General features: G+C 71.6%; 16 protein-coding genes. 12 read left to right on the forward strand and 4 right to left on the reverse strand.

The genetic code is table 11. The annotated features are described in order from the left end of the window. Positions 1-26 precede the first annotated feature (26 nt). Positions 27-3734, reverse strand: a complete 3708-nt coding sequence (locus IO33_RS0121760; RefSeq protein ID WP_031167517.1) for an SCO5717 family growth-regulating ATPase — start codon at positions 3732-3734, stop codon at positions 27-29. A 500-nt stretch (positions 3735-4234) separates the two neighbouring features. Between IO33_RS0121760 and IO33_RS0121765 the strand changes: the two genes are divergently transcribed. The 4 genes from IO33_RS0121765 to IO33_RS0121780 all read left to right on the forward strand — a co-directional run bounded on the left by IO33_RS0121765 (position 4235) and on the right by IO33_RS0121780 (position 10932). Then, on the forward strand, positions 4235-5452 hold the full coding sequence (locus IO33_RS0121765; protein ID WP_031167520.1) for a S8 family serine peptidase: 1218 nt from the start codon (positions 4235-4237) through the stop codon (positions 5450-5452). Between the two features lie 91 nt (positions 5453-5543). Continuing rightward, positions 5544-6536 (forward strand): protein kinase family protein, encoded by a 993-nt coding sequence (locus IO33_RS0121770; protein WP_051926886.1) that lies wholly within the window; start codon positions 5544-5546, stop codon positions 6534-6536. A gap of 9 nt (positions 6537-6545) precedes the next feature. Beyond that, positions 6546-8786 (forward strand): protein kinase domain-containing protein, encoded by a 2241-nt coding sequence (locus tag IO33_RS0121775; protein ID WP_031167525.1) that lies wholly within the window; start codon positions 6546-6548, stop codon positions 8784-8786. Between the two features lie 52 nt (positions 8787-8838). Continuing rightward, positions 8839-10932, forward strand: a complete 2094-nt coding sequence (locus IO33_RS0121780) for an outer membrane protein assembly factor BamB family protein (RefSeq protein WP_031167527.1) — start codon at positions 8839-8841, stop codon at positions 10930-10932. Between the two features lie 118 nt (positions 10933-11050). Here the strand turns inward: IO33_RS0121780 and IO33_RS0121785 are convergent, their stop codons facing one another. Then, positions 11051-11344 (reverse strand): DUF397 domain-containing protein, encoded by a 294-nt coding sequence (locus IO33_RS0121785; protein ID WP_031167528.1) that lies wholly within the window; start codon positions 11342-11344, stop codon positions 11051-11053. Positions 11345-11609: 265 nt separating this feature from the next. Here IO33_RS0121785 and rpsO point away from each other — a divergent pair, with 265 nt between their 5' ends. The 5 genes from rpsO to IO33_RS0121810 all read left to right on the forward strand — a co-directional run bounded on the left by rpsO (position 11610) and on the right by IO33_RS0121810 (position 17086). Continuing rightward, entirely contained in the window at positions 11610-11897 is a 288-nt protein-coding gene (gene rpsO, locus IO33_RS0121790; RefSeq protein WP_030583699.1) for a 30S ribosomal protein S15, read from the forward strand. A gap of 341 nt (positions 11898-12238) precedes the next feature. Next, complete coding sequence (locus tag IO33_RS0121795; RefSeq protein ID WP_031167532.1) at positions 12239-14458, forward strand: polyribonucleotide nucleotidyltransferase; 2220 nt, start codon at positions 12239-12241, stop codon at positions 14456-14458. Beyond that, the gene (locus IO33_RS0121800) at positions 14455-15834 is read left to right on the forward strand and encodes a M16 family metallopeptidase (RefSeq protein ID WP_031167534.1); all 1380 of its coding nucleotides are present in this window, start codon (positions 14455-14457) and stop codon (positions 15832-15834) included. Before IO33_RS0121795 ends, IO33_RS0121800 begins: the two co-directional genes overlap by 4 nt. 33 nt (positions 15835-15867) lie before the next feature. After that, the gene (dapB, locus tag IO33_RS0121805) at positions 15868-16620 is read left to right on the forward strand and encodes a 4-hydroxy-tetrahydrodipicolinate reductase (RefSeq protein WP_031167536.1); all 753 of its coding nucleotides are present in this window, start codon (positions 15868-15870) and stop codon (positions 16618-16620) included. 13 nt (positions 16621-16633) lie between these two features. Then, positions 16634-17086 carry a tetratricopeptide repeat protein gene (locus IO33_RS0121810; protein WP_031167538.1) on the forward strand — a complete coding sequence of 151 codons (453 nt, stop codon included), beginning with the start codon at positions 16634-16636 and terminating at the stop codon, positions 17084-17086. Between the two features lie 134 nt (positions 17087-17220). Here the strand turns inward: IO33_RS0121810 and IO33_RS0121815 are convergent, their stop codons facing one another. Both IO33_RS0121815 and IO33_RS0121820 read right to left on the reverse strand, forming a co-directional pair. Then, positions 17221-17781: a phage holin family protein gene (locus IO33_RS0121815; RefSeq protein WP_031167540.1), complete on the reverse strand. Its 561-nt coding sequence runs from the start codon at positions 17779-17781 to the stop codon at positions 17221-17223. Positions 17782-17869: 88 nt separating this feature from the next. Continuing rightward, positions 17870-18130 carry a hypothetical protein gene (locus tag IO33_RS0121820; RefSeq protein ID WP_051926887.1) on the reverse strand — a complete coding sequence of 87 codons (261 nt, stop codon included), beginning with the start codon at positions 18128-18130 and terminating at the stop codon, positions 17870-17872. Between the two features lie 170 nt (positions 18131-18300). On the opposite strand from IO33_RS0121820, the gene thyX reads away from it, so the two are divergent. From thyX to IO33_RS0121835, 3 genes are all read left to right on the forward strand, one after another. Next, positions 18301-19050 (forward strand): FAD-dependent thymidylate synthase, encoded by a 750-nt coding sequence (thyX, locus tag IO33_RS0121825; RefSeq protein ID WP_031167544.1) that lies wholly within the window; start codon positions 18301-18303, stop codon positions 19048-19050. Positions 19051-19271: 221 nt separating this feature from the next. Beyond that, positions 19272-20171: a 4-hydroxy-tetrahydrodipicolinate synthase gene (gene dapA / locus IO33_RS0121830; RefSeq protein ID WP_031167546.1), complete on the forward strand. Its 900-nt coding sequence runs from the start codon at positions 19272-19274 to the stop codon at positions 20169-20171. A gap of 155 nt (positions 20172-20326) precedes the next feature. Beyond that, a complete protein-coding gene (locus IO33_RS0121835) occupies positions 20327-22012 on the forward strand; it encodes a ribonuclease J (protein ID WP_031167548.1) in 1686 nt (561 codons plus the stop codon). Positions 22013-22268 lie beyond the last annotated feature (256 nt).

Consider the following 22268-nt stretch of genomic DNA (forward strand, 5'->3'; position numbering starts at 1 on the left):
ACCGGCCGCCCTTTGTCCTGCCGTTGCTACTGCTGGGGCGGCTGCTGTCCCTGCGGAGGCTGCGGGTAGCCCTGCTGCGGCGGGTACGGCTGCCCGGGCTCCTGCGGCGGGTACGGCTGCCCCGGGGCCTGCGGGTAGGGCTGCTGCGCCTGCGGCGGCTGTGCCTGCTGCGGCGGGTAGGCCTGCGGCGGCCCGGTGTACAGCTCCTGACCGGGAGCCTGCGGGTACGGCTGCCCCGGCATCGGCTGGCCAGGCATGGGCTGCCCCGGCATCGGCTGGCCCGGCGCGGACTGTTCCGGCATCGGCTGTCCCGGCATGGGCGGCGCGGCCACCGGCGGCGGGTTGCCGTCGCTGGTCCACAGCCCCTGCGACTGCTGGTGCCGCACGAAGTCCTCGGCGACCAGCGCGGCGAGGTTGAAGTACGCCTCGCGGGTCCGCGGCCGCATCATGTCGAGGTCGACCTCGGCACCGGCGGCCAGGTGCTCGTCGAAGGGCACGACCACGACCCCGCGGGTGCGCGTCTCGAAGTGCGTGACGATGTCCTCGACCTTGATCATCTTGCCGGTCTCACGGACACCGGAGATCACCGTGAGGGACCGGGAGACCAGGTCGGCGTACCCGTGCGCGGACAGCCAGTCCAGCGTCGTGCTGGCGCTGCTGGCACCGTCCACGGACGGCGTGGAGATGATGATGAGCTGGTCGGCGAGGTCGAGCACCCCGCGCATGGCGCTGTACAGCAGGCCCGTGCCGGAGTCGGTCAGGATGACCGGGTACTGACGGCCGAGCACGTCGATCGCGCGCCGGTAGTCCTCGTCGTTGAACGTCGTCGAGACGGCCGGGTCCACGTCGTTGGCGATGATCTCCAGACCGGAGGCCGCCTGCGAGGTGAACCGGCGGATGTCCATGTACGAGTTCAGGTAGGGGATCGCCTGGACGAGGTCACGGATGGTCGCCCCCGTCTCCCGGCGCACCCGGCGGCCGAGCGTGCCGGCGTCCGGGTTCGCGTCGATCGCCAGGATCTTGTCCTGCCGCTCGGTGGCGAGGGTGGAGCCGAGCGCGGTGGTCGTGGTCGTCTTTCCGACGCCGCCCTTGAGGCTGATGACCGCTATCCGGTAGCAGGAGAGCACCGGCGTGCGGATCAGCTCCAGCTTGCGCTGCCGCTCGGCCTCCTCCTTCTTGCCACCGATCTTGAACCGGCCGCCCGCCGCCGGGCGCCCGCTCTTCGGCTTCTGCTTCCTGTTGTTGAGCAGTCGGTCCGAGGACAGTTCCACGGCGGCTGTGTAACCGAGCGGTGCCGCACCGGGGTTGGTCGGCTGGCGGTGGTCGTGCTGGAGGGGCTGCGGCCAGCCGGTACCGGACCGCGGATCGACCGGCCCCTGCGGGAATCCGTAACCGCCGGGCTGTGCCTGCGCGTTCGGGTCCGACTGGGGGAAATCGTAGCCGCCGGGCTGTGGCTGGGCGTTGGGGGTGCCGGGCTGGGGGAAGCCGTAGCCGGCGTGCGGGGTGGGGGCGTTGGGGTTCGCCTGGGGTGCCGGCGGCTCCCCGCCGGGCTGGGGCTGGGCGTTGGGGGTGCCCGGCTGGGGGAAGCCGTAGCCGGCCGGCGCGGGGGGCCCGGCGGGGGTCGGCTGCGGGGCCGGTCCCCCCGTCGGCTGACCCGGCTGCGGCGTTGCCGTGGGTGCGCCGGGCTGACCCGGCTGGGCGGCCTGGTCCCAGGCGGCGGGTGCGGGCTGCGGGGCCTGCGGCTGGAACGGCGGCTGCTGCCCGGGCACGCCACCGGGCCCCTGCGCGACCGCCGGCTGCGGCTGACCCGGCATCGGACCGGGCTGCTGCACCGGCCACTGAGCCGCCGGAGCGGGCGCCGCGGGCTGGTAGGAGGGCGGCAGCGGCGGCACACCGGCCTGCGGCGCGGGCGGAGGCGTCCAGGCGGGCTGGGCGTCCTGCGGAGCGGACGGGGCGACGGCCTGGGGCGCGCCGGGCTGCGGGGCGCTGTGGGCCTGGCTGCCCTGGGGCTGGGCACCGTTCTCCGGCGTGCCCGGCTGCGGCGCGGTGTGGGGTTCGGCGCCGTGCGCGGGCGCGCCCGGCTGCGGACCGGCGTCCTGGGCGGTGGCGTCCGCCGTCACCACGTCCTGGACCTTGGCGTCCTGGACCGAGGCCTCCGGGGCTGCGGCGTTCGGCGTCAGGGTGTCCGGGGCTGCGGCGTCCTGGGCCGAGGTGTTCGGCGTCACGGCGTCCTGGACCGAGGCATCCGGAGCCAAGGCGCCCCGGGCTGCGGCGGCGCTCTGAGTCGGGGCGTCTTGGGCCGCGACGTCCGCTGCCACGGCGTCCCGGGCTGCGGCGTCCGCCGCCACGGCGTCTTGAGCCGAGGCGTCCGCTGCCACAGCGTCCTGGGCCGAGGCGCCCGCCGCTACAGTGCCCTGGGCTGCGGCGTCCTGGGCGCTGGCGTCCGCCGTCACGGAGTCTTGGGTCGAGGCGTCCGCTGCCACAGTGCCCTGGGCTGCGGCGTCCTGGGCGCTGGCGTCCGCCGTCACGGAGTCTTGGGTCGAGGCGTCCGCCGCCACAGCGTCCTGGACCGCGGCGTCCTGGGCCATGGCGTCCTGGGCCATGGCGTCGGACCGGGCGGCGGTGGACTCGGCTCCATCGGCTTCAAGGCCGTCGGACGAGGCGTCGACGGGGGATCCCGCCCGGACACCGTCCGCGTCCCCGGCGCTGCCCTCGGGCTCGCCGTCCCCCTGCTCCTCATTCCCCCCGGCGTCCCCGGCGTCCCCGGCGTCCCCGGCGTCCCCGGCGTCCCCGGCGTCCCCGGCGTCCCCGGGGGCCTCGGAGGTTGCGGCAGCCGGCCCGGGGTCGTCCTCCGGGACGCCACCGTCGCCGGACTCCTCGGCGTCCCGCGGTGCGGCCGCAGCCTCCTCGGCGACGGCCGACGTGGCCTCCCCGCCGGCCTCGGCCGTCCCCGAACCCTCGGCGGAGCCCTCGTCACCGGACCCGGCCTGCTGCGCGGCAGCCGCCGCGCGCTCGGCGATCTCGGCCATCTCGCGCTTCAGGGCCACGGCGGAGAACCGCATGGTGGCCCCGCTCTCCAGGTCCCCGTTGCTCGTCTGCGGCTCGACCGCCCCGGCCTCCGGCTGGGCCGGCGGAGCCGGTGGGAAAGGCTGCGGCTGCTGCAGCTCGAAGCCGTCCGGCAACTGCGGCACCGGGGTGGGATGACCGACGGGCGGCACGGGCGCGGCGTAGGGCGTGGCGTGCGGTGGCGGAGGCGGCGCGTACGGAGTCGCCTGCGGAGGCGGGTAAGCAGCGCCTTGCGCAGGCGGATAGGGAGCACCCTGGGGTGGCGGGTAGGGAGCACCCTGCGGAGGCGGGTAGGGGGCGCCCTGGGGATGGGCGGCGCCCTGCGCGGGCGGGTACGGCGTCCCCTGCGGCGGGGGGCCGGAGGGCTGTGCGGTGGGCGGTGGCGGGGTCGGCCCGGGGGCCGGTGTGTTCGAGGGGAACGACGGCACCGCGGAGGCGGCGGGCGCGCCCGCGTCGGCGGAGCTGCCGGCCCCGGTGAAACCGCCCGCACCGCCCGGTCCTGCCGCCGTACCGGCGGCTCCGGGCGCGCCGGACGCGTTCTGCGTGTACCAGGCGGGGGGAGCGTAGTCGATGGTGAACTCACCGGTGGTCTCGACGGCCTCCGCGTCGGGCTGGTCATCGCCGGGCGTGGCCCAGCCCCCGCGCATCCCGTCCCGATCGCTGCTCACAGTTCCTCCTGATGTGGTCGAGCACCCTCATGCCGTGCCGGGGCGACCATGTCGTGTCGTTCCGAGTCGTCCGTAGTCGTTGGGGCAGTCCGATCCGGCGATCGTGCCCCCGGGACACCGACGCCCGGTCCACGGGTCGTGTCATCGCGCCCGCTCCCAGCCTAATCACCGCGAGCCGTACCTCGGCAGGCCCGCCCGCCCCTGGGGGCGCGGACAGGGCGAACAAAAGGGACACTGCGGGCAGTTCATTGCATCCGTCGCGGTGTGCCCGGCAACCCTGCCCCCGCATCGGCCGGTTGGGTCGTCATCACCGGTGGAACGCCGGGGACGGCCGCTCCGCCTGGAGTGGCCGTCCGCCTCCCGGATACCGCGCGATAGGGTCGTCGGCGCCGAACAGCCGGTAGCCCCGGCCCAACTGAACACGAGCGAGGACGTACACAGGCATGGAGCCAGGGACCGGCCGACGCGGCAGAGGTGTTGCCCTCCTGAGGGGGCGCGGTATGAGGCGTCTGGCAGCGATGTGTTCGGCGCTGGGCACCTTGGTCATCGTCTCGGCCGGGCCGGCTCCCGGAGCGCCGGCAGAGGGCATCCGGTCGAAGCAGTGGTACCTGAACGCCATGCGTGCCGACGAGATGTGGAAACACAGCACCGGCAAGGGGGTGGAGGTCGCCGTTGTCGACTCGGGCGTGAATCCGAAGACCCCGTCCCTCAAGGGGCAGGTGCTGACCGGCCAGGTGCCGAAGTCCGTCGCGTACAAGGCGACCGAGGACGGTGACGGTCATGGCACGGGCATGGCCGAGCTCATCGCCGGTACGGGAGCGGGCGGTGGTGTCAAGGGGCTGGCACCGGGAGCGAAGATCCTTCCCCTTCACATCCCGTACACGACGGACCGCAAGGACGAGGACAAGCTGGCGAGCCTCGCCGACGCGATCCGGGCCGCCGCCGACAGTGACGCGAAGGTCATCAACATGTCTCTCACCAGTCCGTATTCGTCCTCCGAGGAGGAAGACGCCGTCAAGTACGCCGCCTCCAAGGGGAAGCTGATGTTCGCGGCGATCGGTAACGGCGGAGAAAAGGGAAAGGCCTCGTATCCGGCCGTCTACCCGTACGTCGTCGGCGTCTCCGCCACCGACAGCACCGGAACGGTGGGCAAGTTCTCCACGAAGAGCGACTACGTGGACTTCGCGGCCCCCGGCGTCCACATCCCCCTCTGGTGCGACGGCACGTTCACCCGGTACTGCGACACCGACGGCACCAGCCCCGCCACCGCCCTCGCCTCCGCCTCCGCGGCCCTGGTCTGGTCGGTGCACCCCGACTGGACGGCCAACCAGGTCCTTCGGACACTCCTCGACACCGCGGGCCGGTCCTGGCCCAAGGACAGGCCCAGCACGTACCTCGGCTACGGCCTCATCCGCCCGCGCCGCGTGCTGATGGACCAGAACATCGATCCGGGGCCGGCCGACCGGGATCCCCTGTACGCCGAGAACGGAACGGACGCCGACGAGGACGTCATGGCCACCCCGAGCCTGTCGGTCGCGCCTTCCCCCGGCCGGCCCGCACAGGACGCCGGTTCCTCCAGCGGCCCCGGCCCGGCCGCCGCGAAGGACTCCGGCTCCGGGGGCGACACGGCGACCTGGGTGGTCATCGGTGCCGTCGCGGCCGTACTGGTCGTCGCAGGCGCCGGTTTCGGCGTGCTGCGGTCGCGCCGTAACCCCTGATCGGTCGAGGTCCGGAAGGTCGCCGGCATGTGGGAGGGTGAGGCCCACGACGTGGACCGCCGGCGGCAAAGCGGGAGAAACAGGATAGGGAATGCAGGTCACAGGGGGCGGCACGGGTGTGGCCGCCGGGGAAGAACCGGGCACGGCCGCGAAGGCACGGCGGCGCGTGGGCCCGTACACGCTCATCACCGCGCTGGACGATCCGCGTACCAGACTGCCCGTCCCCGAGCGGCGCCACATCGCCCGCAGCGCCGACGGCCGGCACACCGTCCTGCTGTCGCTCCCGCGGCCGGGAGCCGACGCCGGGCGCTTCCTGGCCGAGGCGGACGGCTCCCGTTATCTGCTCGGGCCCTGCGCCGCCCCGGCCACGGCCCTCGCCGGTCCGGGGGAGCCCGCCTGGTACTCCTGGCCCTACCAGCCCGTCCTGCCGTTGCCGACCGCCCTCGCCGTACACGGCGGCCCGCTGCCCGAGCGGACGGTACGCGCGCTGGGCGTGGCCCTCGCCGAGACGCTCGCCGTCCTGCACGGCCAGGGGCTGGCCTTCGCCGGCGTGTCACCGGCTGCCGTACTCCTCGCCGCCGACGGACCCCGTCTCTCCTGCTTCGGCGCCGTGCGCGCGGCGGCGCCGGACGGTACCCCGCGCTCGGGACTCCCGGGACTGGAAGCGGGCAGTCTGCCGCCGGAACAGGCCTCCGGCGGGCGTCCGCGCCCCCTCGGGGACGTCTACGCCCTCGGGGCGACGCTCGCCTACGCGGCCACCGGCCACACGACGCCCGAACGGGACGAACTGCCGGCCGCGTTCCGCACGGTCGTCGCCCGGTGCCTCTCCCGTGACCCGAGTACCCGCCCGCAACTGGCCGAGCTGATCGACGCGTTGTCCGCCGGTGCCGGCACCGACGCCGGCCCAGGCACCGACAACCGCGCCGCCACTCTGCTCACCCCCGGCTGGCTCCCCGGCCGCGTGATCGCCGCCCTCGCCCATCAGTCGGCGGCCGTCCTCACCGCGGAGATCCCCGTCGAGGCACCGCCCGCACCCTCCGCCGGCCCCGGCACCAGCCCCGTCTCCCGCCCGCACCCGAACTGAACGACGGCCATGCCCTCCCCTCTCATACACGACGACCCCCACGCGTTCGGCCCGTACCGCCCGATCGCCCGCCTCGGCAGCGGCGGCATGGGCACCGTCTACCTCGCCCGTACGGCAGGCGGCCGTACCGTCGCACTGAAGACGATGCACGCCCGCATCGCCTCCGACCCCGCGTTCCGCACCCGGTTCCGGCTGGAGACCGACGCGGCCCGGGTCGTGGGGGAACGGTTCGGCGCCGGCGTGGTGGACGCGGATCCGCGGGCCGAGACACCGTGGTTCGCCACCGAGTACGTGCTCGGACCGCCCCTCGACGAGGCCGTGCAGCTCTGCGGTCCGCTGCCCGAGACGTCCGTACGGGCGCTCGGGGCGGCGCTGTGCGGGGCGCTCGGGCAGTTGCACGCGTCCGACGTCGTCCACCGCGACCTCAAGCCCTCCAACATCCTCATCACCGCGTACGGGCCCAAGGTCATCGACTTCGGCATCGCCCGCGCGGCCGGGGACGACCACCTCACGCGAGTCGGGGTCGCGGTCGGCACCCCCGCCTTCATGTCACCCGAGCAGGCGAGCGGGCAGGAGCACACGGCCGCCGGTGACGTCTTCGCGCTCGCCGGGCTGCTCGTCTTCGCCGCCACCGGGCGTCCGCCCTTCGGGCACGGTCAGGCGGCGGACCTGCTGTACCGGGTGCAGTACACCGAACCCGACCTGAACGGTGTGCCCGAAAGCCTGCTGCCGGTGCTCGCGCAGTGCCTGGACAAGAATCCCTTCCGGCGCCCCACGACCGGATGGCTCGCCTCCCGACTGCACGACGGCGGCGGCGAGTTCGCCGACCACCTGCCGGACCTGCTGCTGGCCGACATCGCCCGGCGCGCGACCGAGGTCTGGCAGGTCACGCCACAGCGCCTGCCCGCTCCCGCCGAGGATCCGGACCCGGGGACGCCGCCGGCTCCCGCGCGGTGGTCCCGCCGGCGGCTGCTGCTCACCGGCGCGGGCACCACGCTGGCCGTCGCCGCCACCGGGACGGCCGGGGCCTGGGCCTGGAGCCGGTGGGGCGGCGGCCCGCACACCCAGCCCGCCCCCGCACCCAGCAACAGCCTGCTGCCGAAGAGACAACTGGACTCCCGCTGGCAGATCCAGGTCGCCGACCCGGAGACGTACCTCTCCGTGGACGGCCTGGAATACCTGCCCGCCCAGTTGCACTCCGTGGCCAACCTGGTGGTGCTGGTCGCCGGGGACAGCCTGAACGGTGTCAGCGCGCAGACCGGCAAGACCTCCTGGAAGTCGGACGACACGGTGTACACCTGGCAGGTCGCCTCCGAGAGCGACCGCGTCATCCTGGTCACCGAGGTGGACGACGGCTACATCGGATCCAGCGTCGAGGACGACGCCTCCCACGCGAACCCGCTCGCCCTGGCCTCGTTCGACATCCTCAGCGGCACGGCGGAGAAGCCCTTCGTACAGTTCTCCGACCTCAACGCCCTCCCGGAGAACCAGGCCCTGTGCATCGCGGACGGCGTGCTCTACCTGGTCGCCGGCCGCGGCGAGTTCTCCCAGGGCTTCCTGTCCTCCCAGTCCTGGTACGTGCTCGCGGTGGACATCGGCACGGGAAAGCGGCTGTGGACGGCACCGCTGCCCAAGAGGCGCCAGGACACCTCGCAGTTGTACTTCCTGGCCGCCTCGGTCGTCGGGAACCGTCTCGTGGCGCTCCAGGAAGCCGACGACGGCAGCGTGCACGCCGTCGTACGCGACACCCGTACGGGCACGGTCCGCTGGGACCGCAAGCTCGACGGGGTCGCTCCGGACCAGGTACGGCAGCCTCTGGTCACCGACGCGCAGCACCTGTACGTGGGAGCCGGCCCGCTCCGGGCCCTGCGGCTCGGCGACGGCGGCGTCGCCTGGGACTCCACGTCCGCACGGCCGGGCCGTACCTACGGCCTTCCGGCGCTCGGGAAAGGCTCCTTGTACGCCGTCGAGAAGGGACTCGGGCTCGTCGCGTTCGACCCGGCGACCGGGCGCGTCAAGTGGCAGGAGAAGGGCGGACAGGGCGCGAAAGCGGACCTGAAGACCGCGCCGGTCGTCGGCCCCGACTACGCGTACACCAAGCGAGGGGGGCGGTTGTGGGCCATCGACCTGTCCTCCCACGCCCCCGACCACTCCTACCGGACCACCGGCGACCGCTTCATGATCCACGAGAAGGCCGGGGAGATCATCGCGCTGGGCGGCCACTTCCTCGCGGCCTTCCCGCTGCGATGAGCCGACCGGCGCGGACGAGCCGACCGGTGCAGACGAGAGAGAGCGACAAGCGATGAGACCCCTGGCGACCGGTGATCCGATCCGGCTCGGCCCGTACCGGCTGCTCGGTGTGCTGGGCGACGGCGGGATGGGCAAGGTGTACGTGGGGCAGGACCACAGGGGCACCGTCGCCGCCGTGAAGGTGCTCCGGCCGGAGCTCGCCCATGACACCGGCCTCGCCCAGCGGTTCGTACGCGAGGCGCTGGCGGCCCAGGCCGTGCGCAGCCCCGGGGTGGCGGCGGTCCTCGGCGCGCAGACCGAGGGCGGACGGCCGTGGATCGCCACCGAGTTCCTCGCCGGACCGACACTGGACCAGATCGTGGACCGGCTCGGGCCACTGGACGACACGGGACTGCGCGCGCTGGCCGCGTCGGTCGCCCGCACCCTGCGTGACATCCATGCCGCCGGCTTCGTCCACCGCGACCTCAAGCCGCCGAACATCGTGCTCACCGCGGACGGCCCGAGGGTCATCGACTTCGGTATCGCACGGCCCGAGCACGGTCTGACGCTCACCACCACCGGGCAGATCCCGGTCACTCCGGGATACGGCGCCCCCGAGCAGGTGCTCGGCCGGCGCGTCACCCCGGCTGCCGACGTCTTCTCCCTCGGTGCCGTACTCGTGTACGCGGCCACGGGACACCGGGCGTTCGAAGGCGCGCACGTGGCCGCCGTCCAGTACGAGGTCGTCCATGGCGAACCGCTCTGGCACGGCCTCACACCCGAGCAGCACGCCCTGATCGCCCCGTGTCTCGCCAAGGAGGCGGCCGGGCGGCCCACGCCCGAGCAGGTCGCCGGCGCCTTCGCGCCGCCGAAGAAGTCCGGCACTGCGTGGACGCGCGGGCCGGTGGCGGACGCGATCAGGGAGCGGGAGCGTGAGGTACGCGAACTGACCGCACCGCTGATGACGACACAGACCGGGGCGGGGCCGAGCCGGCGGGGACTGGTCACCGGGATCGCGGCCGGCGGCGCGCTGCTCGTGGCGGGCGGCGGCACCGGCTGGTGGCTGCTGCGCGACGGCGGCCGGAGCCGCGAGGACCTGTTCACCATCCCGCCCGCGGTGAAGACCCCGGCCGCACGCGTCCTGTCCGCCGACGACGGCGACTACATCGTCGGTGACCAGGTGAAGCCGCTCTGGACGCGCAAAGGGGCGGTGGCGGCCGATGCGCCGGCCCCGCTGCCGATCCGGGACGTCATCATCGCCGCCACCCCCTCCGGCGGCATCGCGGCCTTCAACGTCGTCGACGGCAGACGCCGCTGGCAGGCCCGGGACACACCGATGACGGGCGGCTGTCTCTCGCTCTCCGACCGCCTGCTCGTGGCCGTCGACACGGAAGGCACGCTGCGCACCTACGTCCCGTCCACCGGTGAGCCCAAGTGGACGGCGAAGGCCGACGCCAAGGCGCTGCTGGCCGCCGACGAGGACGCGGTGTACGTGCTGACGAAGGACCACCGGCTGCGCGCGGTGGGCCGCTCCGACGCGCGGATCCGCTGGACCGTGCCGATGGCGCGGCAGTTCAGGACCAGCGTCTACCCCGAGGGCGCCGCCGACAGCGGAACACTGGTCGTGTCGACCACCGGCGGACACGCCCTGGCGGTCGACACGAAGACCGGCCGCACCCTGTGGGTGCTGTCCAACCAGGCGAGGAAGAAGCAGCTCGTTCCGGTGGCGCGCGGCGGAGTGGTCTACCTCAACGGCAAGACGCTCACCGCGCGCAGGATCTCGGACGGCAAGGAACTCTGGCAGCAGACGGACAGCTACGCGAACCCCCCGGAATACGGTGCCGCCCGGGTCTTCGGTGACTCCGTGTACGTGACCATCGGTGGCATGAGCACCCGGTACGGCCTCCGCAAGGGCGACGACGAACGGTGGACGGCCTACGAGGCCGGCCAGGGGCCGGTCCTGGTGCAGGGCAGCGGCGCGTGGGCGCTCGACGACGACTACAACGGCACCACGGTGCGCGCCTTCAGTCTCAAGGACGGCTCGGAGGTCTGGAACTACGACTTCGCCTCGTTCCTGGGGCTCAAGGTCGCGGTCAAACTGGCGGTCGGCGGCAACCGGGCCTTCGCCACGGCCAACGGCTCACTGATCGCGTTCCCGGTCTTCTGACCACACCGCACGACCGCCGGCGGCGGCGGGCCCGGACTCCTCCAGGAGCCCGGGCCCGCCGCCGAAAACCGTCCTGCGCGCCGTCCTGCGCGCCGACATACGCGCTGTCACGCGCCGCTCACTGCGCCGTGAGCCCCCCATTGCGCTCCGAGGGCTCCAGATCGAACTCCCCGTCCCGCGCCCCCAGCACGAACGCGCGCCACTCCGCCTCGGTGTAGCGCAGCACGGTGCCGTGGTCGAGGGAGGAACGCATCGCCACGGCCCCGCCCGGCAGGTACGCGATCTCGACCCGCTCCTCGTGCTCCTCCGTGCCGGGCGCGCCCTGCCACTCCACGCCCGAGATGTCGAGCGCGTACAGTTCGTCCCGCTCCCGCTCCTTGCGTGCCCTGAGCTCCGCTTCCGTCTCCGTCATCGTGCCGCGATCCCTTTCCGGCGTGTGTACGGTCCCGGCGCTCACCCTAGTGGCGGACCGGTCCCCGGCCGGGTGGTTTCAGAACCGGGGGAAAGACATCGGCCACCTGCTGGTACCCTGTGTGACGGCCGTTTGTGTACGCACCCCCGGAGCCGTCGGCTCTGGTGGCCGCGCCCAGCGGATCCCCGCCTCCCGAGTAACGGAAGCCCCCCGAGACGTAGACCGGGGGCACTCGGTGGCACTCAACAGACTATGAGGAGTGCGCGTGTCGCTCGACGCCGCTACGAAGAAGCAGATCATCGCCGAGTTCGGTACCAAGGAGGGCGACACCGGCTCCCCCGAGGTCCAGGTCGCGATGCTCTCCCGTCGGATCTCCGACCTGACGGAGCACCTCAAGACCCACAAGCACGACCACCACTCCCGCCGTGGCCTGCTGATCCTCGTCGGTCAGCGCCGCCGCCTGCTGCAGTACCTGGCGAAGAAGGACATCCAGCGCTTCCGTACGCTGGTCGACCGCCTCGGCATCCGCCGTGGTGCGGCGGGCGCCAAGTAAGTCGCCGTGAAGGGAGCGGTTCCCGGTAGCACCCGGGGACCGCTCCCTTCGTCATACGCACGGAAACGTGCGGAGTGTCACTCACGCTTTGTAGTGTGGTAGCACAACGCAATACGCACGACACAGAACGACGTACGGCACAGAACAACGACGTACGACACAGAACGAGGAGAAGCGCACCTCGCCGCCGCCGGTCCTCGGTAGTGGCCCCCGGGGGATGCGATCCCCGGGTGCTTCGATCGAAGACCGGCCCGCACCAGACGGAGCGCTTCTCCGCCACCGTCCCCCTGCCACACGGGCAGCCAAGGGACGAAAGACGATATGTAACGGAGAAAACGCTAGTGGAGAACGAGACCCACTACGCCGAGGCCGTCATCGACAACGGCCCCTTCGGCACCCGAACCATCCGCTTCGAGACCGGCCGCCTGGCCAAGCAGGCCGCCGGTTCCGCCGTGGCGTACCTGGACGACGACACCATGGTGCTGTCGGCCACCACCGCCTCCAAGAACCCCAAGGACCAGCTCGACTTCTTCCCCCTCACGGTGGACGTCGAGGAGCGGATGTACGCCGCCGGCAAGATCCCCGGCAGCTTCTTCCGCCGTGAGGGCCGGCCCTCCGAGGACGCGATCCTCACCTGCCGCCTGATCGACCGCCCGCTGCGCCCGTCCTTCAAGAAGGGCCTGCGCAACGAGATCCAGGTCGTCGCCACGATCATGGCCCTCAACCCCGACCACCTGTACGACGTCGTCGCGATCAACGCCGCGTCCGCGTCCACGCAGCTGGCCGGCCTGCCCTTCTCCGGCCCGATCGGCGGCGTCCGCGTCGCGCTGATCCACGGCCAGTGGGTCGCCTTCCCGACGCACACCGAGCTCGAGGACGCCGTCTTCGACATGGTCGTCGCGGGCCGCGTCCTGGAGGACGGCGACGTCGCGATCATGATGGTCGAGGCCGAGGCCACCGAGAAGACCATCAAGCTGGTCGAGGGCGGCTCCGAGGCGCCGACCGAGGAGGTCGTCGCCGCCGGTCTGGAGGCCGCGAAGCCCTTCATCAAGGTCCTGTGCCGCGCCCAGGCCGACCTCGCCGCCAAGGCCGCGAAGCCGACCGGCGAGTTCCCGATCTTCCTGGACTACCAGGACGACGTCCTCGAGGCCCTGACCGCCGCCGTCAAGCCGGAGCTGGCCTCCGCGCTGACGATCGCGGGCAAGCAGGAGCGCGAGGCCGAGCTGGACCGCGTCAAGGGTCTGGCCGCCGAGAAGCTCCTCCCGGAGTTCGAGGGCCGCGAGAAGGAGATCTCCGCCGCGTACCGCTCGCTGACCAAGACCCTGGTCCGTGAGCGCGTCATCAAGGAGAAGAAGCGCATCGACGGCCGTGGCGTCACGGACATCCGTACGCTCGCTGCCGAGGTCGAGGCCATCCCGCGGGTGCACGGCTCCGCGGTGTTCGAGCGTGGCGAGACCCAGATCCTGGGCGTCACCACCCTCAACATGCTCCGCATGGAGCAGCAGCTGGACACCCTCTCCCCGGTGACCCGCAAGCGCTACATGCACAACTACAACTTCCCGCCGTACTCCACCGGCGAGACCGGCCGCGTCGGCTCCCCGAAGCGCCGCGAGATCGGCCACGGCGCCCTCGCCGAGCGCGCCCTGGTGCCGGTGCTGCCGACGCGCGAGGAGTTCCCCTACGCGATCCGTCAGGTCTCCGAGGCGCTGAGCTCCAACGGCTCGACGTCCATGGGCTCCGTCTGCGCCTCCACCATGTCGCTGCTGAACGCCGGTGTGCCGCTGAAGGCCCCGGTCGCCGGTATCGCCATGGGCCTGATCTCCCAGGAGATCGAGGGCGAGACGCACTACGTCACCCTCACCGACATCCTCGGTGCGGAGGACGCCTTCGGTGACATGGACTTCAAGGTCGCCGGCACCAAGGAGTTCGTGACCGCTCTCCAGCTCGACACCAAGCTGGACGGCATCCCGGCCTCCGTCCTGGCCGCGGCCCTCAAGCAGGCCCGCGACGCCCGCCTGCACATCCTCGACGTGATGATGGAGGCCATCGACCGCCCCGACGAGATGTCCCCGCACGCCCCGCGGATCATCACCGTCAAGATCCCGGTCGACAAGATCGGCGAGGTCATCGGCCCCAAGGGCAAGATGATCAACCAGATCCAGGAGGACACGGGCGCCGAGATCACCATCGAGGACGACGGCACGATCTACATCGGTGCCGCCGACGGTCCCTCGGCGGAGGCCGCCCGCGCCACGATCAACGGCATCGCCAACCCGACGATGCCCGAGGTCGGCGAGCGCTACCTGGGTACGGTCGTCAAGACCACCACCTTCGGTGCGTTCGTCTCCCTGCTGCCCGGCAAGGACGGTCTGCTGCACATCTCGCAGATCCGCAAGCTCGCCGGCGGCAAGCGCGTGGAGAACGTCGAGGACGTCCTCGGTGTGGGCCAGAAGGTCCAGGTCGAGATCGCCGAGATCGACTCCCGCGGCAAGCTCTCCCTCGTTCCGGTGATCGAGGGCGAGGAAGGCGACGAGACTGCGAAGGACGACGCCGAGCAGTGACGTCCCGTAGCTCCCAGGTGACGGCCCGCCCCTCTTCGGAGGCGCGGGCCGTCGCCCGTACCCAAACCTTGATCAAGGGCCAGAACGGCATCGGCACGGTCCGCAAGACCACCCTCCCGGGCGGCCTGCGCATCGTCACCGAGACCCTGCCCTCGGTCCGCTCCGCGACCTTCGGCATCTGGGCGCACGTCGGCTCCCGCGACGAGACCCCGGCCCTGAACGGCGCCACGCACTACCTGGAGCACCTGCTCTTCAAGGGCACGCGCCGGCGCAGCGCGCTGGACATCTCCGCCGCGATCGACGCCGTCGGCGGCGAGATGAACGCGTTCACGGCCAAGGAGTACACGTGCTACTACGCGCGTGTGCTCGACACCGACCTGCCGCTCGCCATCGACGTCGTCTGCGACATGCTGACCGGCTCGCTCATCCTGGAGCAGGATGTCGACGTCGAGCGCGGTGCGATCCTCGAAGAGATCGCCATGACCGAGGACGACCCGGGCGACTGCGTGCACGATCTGTTCGCGCACACCATGTTCGGCGACAACGCCCTCGGCCGTCCCGTCCTCGGCACCGTCGACACGGTCAACGCCCTCACCGCCGACCGCATCCGCCGCTTCTACCGGAAGCACTACGACCCCACCCACCTCGTGGTCGCCTGCGCCGGCAACATCGACCACACCAAGGTCGTACGACAGGTCCGCGCGGCCTTCGAGAAGGCGGGCGCCCTGCGGACCCCCGACGCGCAGCCCATCGCCCCGCGCGACGGCAGCCGGACGATCCGTACCTCCGGCAAGGTCGAGCTGCTCGGCCGCAAGACCGAGCAGGCGCACGTGGTCCTGGGCATGCCCGGCATCGCCCGCACCGACGACCGCCGCTGGGCCATGGGCGTGCTCAACACCGCCCTCGGCGGCGGCATGTCCTCCCGGCTCTTCCAGGAGGTCCGGGAGAAGCGCGGCCTCGCCTACAGCGTGTACTCCTACACCTCCGGCTTCGCCGACTGCGGCCTGTTCGGCGTGTACGCCGGCTGCCGGCCGAGCCAGGTGCACGACGTGCTGAAGATCTGCCGCGACGAACTCGACCACGTGGCGGCCGACGGCCTCACCGACGACGAGATCGCCCGCGCCATCGGCCAGCTCCAGGGCTCCACCGTCCTCGGCCTGGAGGACACCGGCGCCCTGATGAACCGCATCGGCAAGAGCGAACTGTGCTGGGGCGAGCAGATGTCCGTCGACGACATGCTGAACCGGATAGCGGCGGTCACCCCGGACGACGTCCGCGCGGTCGCCCGCGACATCCTGGGGCAGCGGCCGTCGCTGTCGGTCATCGGCCCGCTGAAGGACAAGCAGGCCGCGCGGCTGCACGACGCCGTCGCCTGATCCCTCCCCGTCACTCCCCTAAGGAAGCAAGAGATGAGCAAGCTGCGCGTGGCGGTCCTCGGTGCCAAGGGCCGGATCGGCTCCGAGGCGGTCAAGGCGGTCGAGGCGGCCGAGGACATGGAGCTGGTCGCGGCCCTCGGCCGGGGCGACACGCTGGAGGCGCTGACGGCGGCCGGCGCCCAGGTCGCCGTCGAGCTGACCACCCCGGACTCCGTCATGGACAACCTCGACTTCTGCGTACGCCACGGCATCCACGCGGTCGTCGGTACGACGGGCTGGACCGAGGAGCGCCTCGCGCGGCTGAAGGGCTGGCTCGCCCAGTCCCCGCAGACCGGCGTGCTCATCGCGCCGAACTTCTCCATCGGGGCCGTGCTGACGATGAAGTTCGCGCAGATCGCCGCGCCGTACTTCGAGTCGGTCGAGGTGGTCGAGCTGCACCACCCGAACAAGGTGGACGCGCCGAGCGGTACGGCCACGCGCACCGCCCAGCTCATCGCCGAGGCCCGCCGGGCCGCCGGTACGGCCCCGGCGCCGGACGCCACGGCCACCGCCCTGGACGGCGCGAGGGGCGCGAACGTCGACGGGATCCCGGTCCACGCCGTCCGCCTGCGGGGCCTGCTGGCCCACCAGGAGGTGCTGCTCGGCGGCGAGGGCGAGACGCTCACCGTCCGCCACGACTCCCTGCACCACAGCAGCTTCATGCCGGGCATCCTGCTCGGCGCCCGCCGCGTGGTGACCACTCCGGGCCTGACCTTCGGCCTGGAACACTTCCTGGACCTGAGCTGAGACAGAACCTCCCATGCGCGCGAAGATCACCTACCTCGTCACGGCCGCCGTCCTGGTCTTCTACTTCGTCCTGGTCGGCAGCCGCGGCGTGATGCTCATCCAGTCCGGCACGGTCGTCACCGTCACCTTCGGTGTGGCGGTGCTGATCCTGCCGGTCATCGGCCTGTGGTTCCTGTGGAAGAACACCCAGTTCGTCCGCAGGGCCAACGCCCTCGCCGCCGAGCTGGACGCCGAGGGAGCCCTGCCGGTCGACGAGCTCAAGCGCCTGCCCAGCGGCCGGATCGACCGCGACTCGGCCGACGAGGTCTTCGCCCGGCGCAAGGCCGAGACCGAGGAGTCCCCCGAGGACTGGCGCTGCTGGTTCCGCCTCGCCGTCGCCTACCACGACGCCCGCGACACCCCCCGGGCGCGCAAGGCGATGCAAAGAGCCATAGCCCTGCACGACGGCCGTCCCGTCCACGCCTGACAGCGTCCGGCTGCGCCCACCCAGCGAGCCCGCGCCGTGCCTCCCCCGGTGCCTTGAGGGGCCAGGAGGTGCCGCGCTGGTCGAACGGGGGTGGGCTGGGGCGCCGGGCAGCGCCCGGCGCAGCGGACCCGCCTCTACGGCGCCAGCCGCCCGCACTCCGCCGCCCACGCCTCCACCGTGTCGGCGGCCCGGTCGAACGCGGCCGGCCGGCCCAGGAAATCCAGCGTGTGCGTGGTCAGCAGCGGTGCCGTGTCCCCGGCCGAGCGGTCCTGGCGGACGAGCATCAGTGCCTGACCCTGCACCGTCCGCGGCAGCCCCAGCCAGCGCACCGGCTGCTGCACCGTCCGCACCGAGATCACCTGGGCCCAGGGCGTCGTACGCGTCATCAGCGGGCCGACCTGACGCACCCCGCGGCCGCTCACCCACACGCCCATGCGCAGCAGCCTCAGCGCGACCGCGATGACCAGGAGCGCCCCGAGGAGGACGGCCCCGGCGGCGGACACCGAGTCGGTCAGGGCGATGGCCACCGCGGCGAACAGCACGAACGAGGCGAGCAGCAGCACCAGCGCCGCCACGCCCACACGCCAGGGGCCCGGGCGGTAGGGGCGCCGCCAGCGCTCCCGGTCGTCGTACGGCAGCGCGCTCTCGGCGGCGGCCTCGAAGGGCCGGTCGGCCGTCAGGAAGGACAGGGGCACGGCTGGTCCTCACAATTCTTGCGTGAGCTGTGCCCGGTGAGGCTATCCGCCGCTGTTCCCGCTCACCACCCTTGGACGGCCGGAAGGGTCAGTGCCCCTGCGAGGCCTGGGACTGCTGGGCCGGCGTACTGGACGGCGTGGACATCGCCGGCATGCCGATGATGAGGGACCCCGCAAGCCCGGCGACGATCGTGAGTCCCAGCAGCCAGCGCCCGGCTATCTCGCCGAAGGACGCCCGCTGACGGGGCGGGGGAGTGACATTGCTGCGAAACCGGTCCGCCTCGGCCAGGAAGGCGAAGGGTACGGGCTCGCGGGGGGCACCTCCCGGCGGTGGCTGGGGGAGGAACATGGCGGGTACGTCTCCTCTCGGGGGTCGAACGAACAGCCCTCACGGGTACAGACGCTCCAGTGACACAAAAGGTGCCCATGTCGGAAAAAATCCGTGGTGGGATTTTTGAGGTGAGGTACTGCTCCGGCCCGGGCGGGTGCCCCGTAAGGTGGGCGCGAACCTAAGAAGTGATGGGAAGGACCCCCACCCCCGTGACCACCCCCGAGTCGCTCACGTTCCGCAGTGACGTCACCGTCGAGTTGGTGAAGTCCAGCGCGTCGGACGCCGACGTCCTCTTCGCCGCGCGGGTCTCCACCGCCGGCGAGCAGTCCCTGGACGAGCTGAAGAAGGACCCCGAGCGCTCCAAGGGCCTGATCAACTACCTGATGCGCGACCGGCACGGCAGTCCGTTCGAGCACAATTCGATGACGTTCTTCATCAGCGCCCCGATCTTCGTCTTCCGCGAGTTCATGCGGCACCGCGTGGGCTGGTCGTACAACGAGGAGTCCGGGCGCTACCGGGAGCTGCAGCCGGTCTTCTACGTCCCCGGCGCCGACCGCAAGCTGGTCCAGCAGGGCCGCCCCGGCAAGTACGTGTTCGTGGAGGGCACCCCGGCCCAGCACGAGGCGGTCAGCAGCACCCTGCGGGAGTCGTACGAGCAGGCGTACACGGCCTACCAGAAGCTGCTCGCCGAGGGCGTCGCCCGAGAGGTCGCCCGCGCGACCCTCCCCGTCGGCCTCTACTCCTCGATGTACGCCACCTGCAACGCCCGCTCCCTGATGCACTTCCTCGGCCTGCGCACCCAGCACGAGCTGGCCAAGGTGCCGTCCTTCCCGCAGCGGGAGATCGAGATGGTCGGTGAGGAGATGGAGGCGGAGTGGGCCAGGCTCATGCCGCTGACGTACGCCGCCTTCAACGCGAACGGGCGCGTGGCCCCGTAAGCAAGGCCTGCGAAGCCCTGTTCCCCCACCAGGAACGGATGTCCGGATCAGCCTCACGAAGTGTCCGTATTGCGGCATTTAGAGAAGTTCATCTAGCCTGATCAAACGGACCCGGCACTGCTTGAACCCCCGAGCAGGCAGTGCCGGGCTCCGCATTTGTCAGGACTTTCCCGGCACCCCACGGGCAGACCACGTATTGAGCACCGAGTAGCGTGTTACCCATGGCTCCGACCTCGACTCCGCAGACCCCCTTCGGGCGGGTCCTCACCGCCATGGTCACGCCCTTCACGGCGGACGGCGCACTCGACCTCGACGGCGCGCAGCGACTCGCCGCCCATCTGGTGGACGCAGGCAACGACGGCCTGATCATCAACGGCACCACCGGCGAGTCCCCCACCACCAGTGACGCGGAGAAATCGGACCTGGTACGAGCCGTACTGGAGGCGGTCGGCGACCGCGCCCACGTCGTCGCCGGAGTCGGCACCAACGACACCCACCACAGCATCGAGCTGGCCCGCGAGGCCGAGCGCACCGGCGCACACGGCCTGCTGGTCGTCACGCCGTACTACAACAAGCCCCCGCAGGAGGGCCTCTACCGGCACTTCACGGCCGTCGCGGACGCCACCGGCCTGCCGGTCATGCTCTACGACATCCCCGGCCGCAGCGGCGTCCCGATCAGCACCGAGACCCTCGTCCGGCTCGCCGAACACCCCCGGATCGTCGCCAACAAGGACGCCAAGGGCGACCTCGGCCGCGCCAGCTGGGCCATCGCCCAGTCCGGCCTCGCCTGGTACTCCGGCGACGACATGCTGAACCTCCCGCTGCTCTCCGTGGGCGCGGTCGGCTTCGTCTCGGTCGTCGGCCACGTCGTCACCCCGGACCTGCGCGCCCTGGTCGACGCCCACGTCTCAGGCGACGTCGTCAAGGCCACCGAGATCCACCAGAAGCTGCTCCCGGTCTACACCGGCATGTTCCGCACCCAGGGCGTCATGACCACCAAGGCCGCGCTCGCCCTCCAGGGCCTGCCCGCCGGGCCGCTGCGCCCGCCCATGGTCGAGTGCTCGCCCGAGGAGATTGCCCAGCTCAAGATCGATCTTGCTGCCGGCGGGGTACAGCTCTGACAACAGACTTGGCACCACAAGGGCTTCACAACTGAAGAACAACAGAAGAAGCGGGCCACCGGTGCCCGCATCCCACAACGACAACTGCTTATGCACGAACGTCACGCGCGCCACGTGCCCGACCGGTACGTGGCGCGCGTGGTGAGGAGAGTCTTTTGAGTCATCCGCATCCCGAACTCGGCCCGCCCCCGCCGCTCCCTGAGGGTGGCCTGCGGGTCACCCCACTCGGCGGTCTCGGTGAGATCGGCCGGAACATGACGGTCTTCGAGTACGGCGGCCGCCTGCTGATCGTCGACTGCGGAGTGCTCTTCCCCGAGGAGGAGCAGCCCGGAATCGACCTGATCCTGCCGGACTTCTCGTCCATCCGAGACCGCCTCGACGACATCGAGGGCATCGTCCTCACGCACGGCCACGAGGACCACATCGGCGGTGTCCCCTTCCTGCTCCGCGAGAAGCCGGACATCCCGCTGATCGGCTCCAAGCTGACCCTCGCCCTCATCGAGGCCAAGCTCCAGGAGCACCGCATCCGCCCGTACACCCTTGAGGTGGCGGAGGGGAACCGCGAGCGCGTCGGACCCTTCGACTGCGAGTTCATCGCCGTCAACCACTCCATCCCGGACGCCCTGGCCGTCGCCATCCGCACCCCCGCCGGCATGGTGGTGCACACCGGCGACTTCAAGATGGACCAGCTCCCGCTGGACAACCGCCTCACCGACCTGCACGCGTTCGCGCGCCTGAGCGAGGAGGGCATCGACCTCCTCCTCTCGGACTCCACGAACGCCGAGGTCCCGGGCTTCACCCCGCACGAGCGCGACATCTCCAACGTCCTGCGGCAGGTCTTCGCCGGCGCCCGCAAGCGGATCATCGTGGCGAGCTTCGCCAGCCATGTGCACCGCATCCAGCAGATCCTGGACGCCGCCCACGAGTACGGCCGCCGGGTCGCCTTCGTCGGCCGCTCCATGGTCCGCAACATGGGCATCGCCCGCGACCTCGGCTACCTGAAGGTCCCGCCGGGCCTGGTCGTCGACGTCAAGACCCTGGACGACCTGCCGGACCACGAGGTGGTCCTGGTCTGCACGGGCTCCCAGGGCGAGCCGATGGCGGCGCTGTCGCGCATGGCCAACAGGGACCACCAGATCCGGATCGTCGACGGCGACACGGTGATCCTGGCGTCCTCGCTGATCCCCGGCAACGAGAACGCGGTCTACCGCGTGATCAACGGCCTGACCCGCTGGGGCGCCAACGTGGTCCACAAGGGCAACGCCAAGGTGCACGTCTCCGGCCACGCGTCCGCGGGCGAGCTGCTGTACTTCTACAACATCTGCCGGCCGAAGAACCTGATGCCGGTGCACGGCGAATGGCGGCACCTGCGCGCCAACGCCGAGCTGGGGGCGCTCACGGGCGTCGCGCACGACCGGATCGTCATCGCCGAGGACGGCGTGGCGGTCGACCTGGTCGAAGGCAAGGCCAAGATCTCCGGCAAGGTCCAGGCCGGTTATGTCTACGTCGACGGTCTCTCCGTCGGCGATGTCGGCGAGCCGGCCCTGAAGGACCGCAAGATCCTCGGCGACGAGGGCATCATCTCGGTCTTCGTGGTCGTGGACGCGTCCACCGGCAAGATCACCGGCGGCCCGCACATCCAGGCGCGCGGTTCCGGCATCGAGGACTCGGTCTTCGCCGACGTCATCCCGAAGATCACGGAAGTGCTGGAGCGGTCCGCCCAGGACGGGGTGGTGGAGCCCCACCAGCTGCAGCAACTCGTCCGCCGCACCCTCGGCAAGTGGGTCTCGGACAGCTATCGCCGCAGGCCGATGATCCTCCCGGTGGTCGTGGAGGTCTGACGCCCCGTCGGCAGCCGGCCGACGCGAGCCCGGAGCGGGGCGCCTCGATTTGCATCGGGGCGCCCCGCTCCAGTACGTTTACGGCTCCGCCCAACCGGGAACCCCAGCACTTCACGCGCTGGACACAGGTGCCCGGAGCGGGTGGGAAAACCGACTCAGAACTTCTGATAAAGTCGGAACCGCCGGAAAGGGAAACGCGAGAGCGAGAACCTGGAAAGCACCGAGGAAATCGGATCGAGAAAAGATCTGATAGAGT

Source organism: Streptomyces durhamensis (assembly GCF_000725475.1).
Lineage (GTDB): Bacteria > Actinomycetota > Actinomycetes > Streptomycetales > Streptomycetaceae > Streptomyces > Streptomyces filipinensis.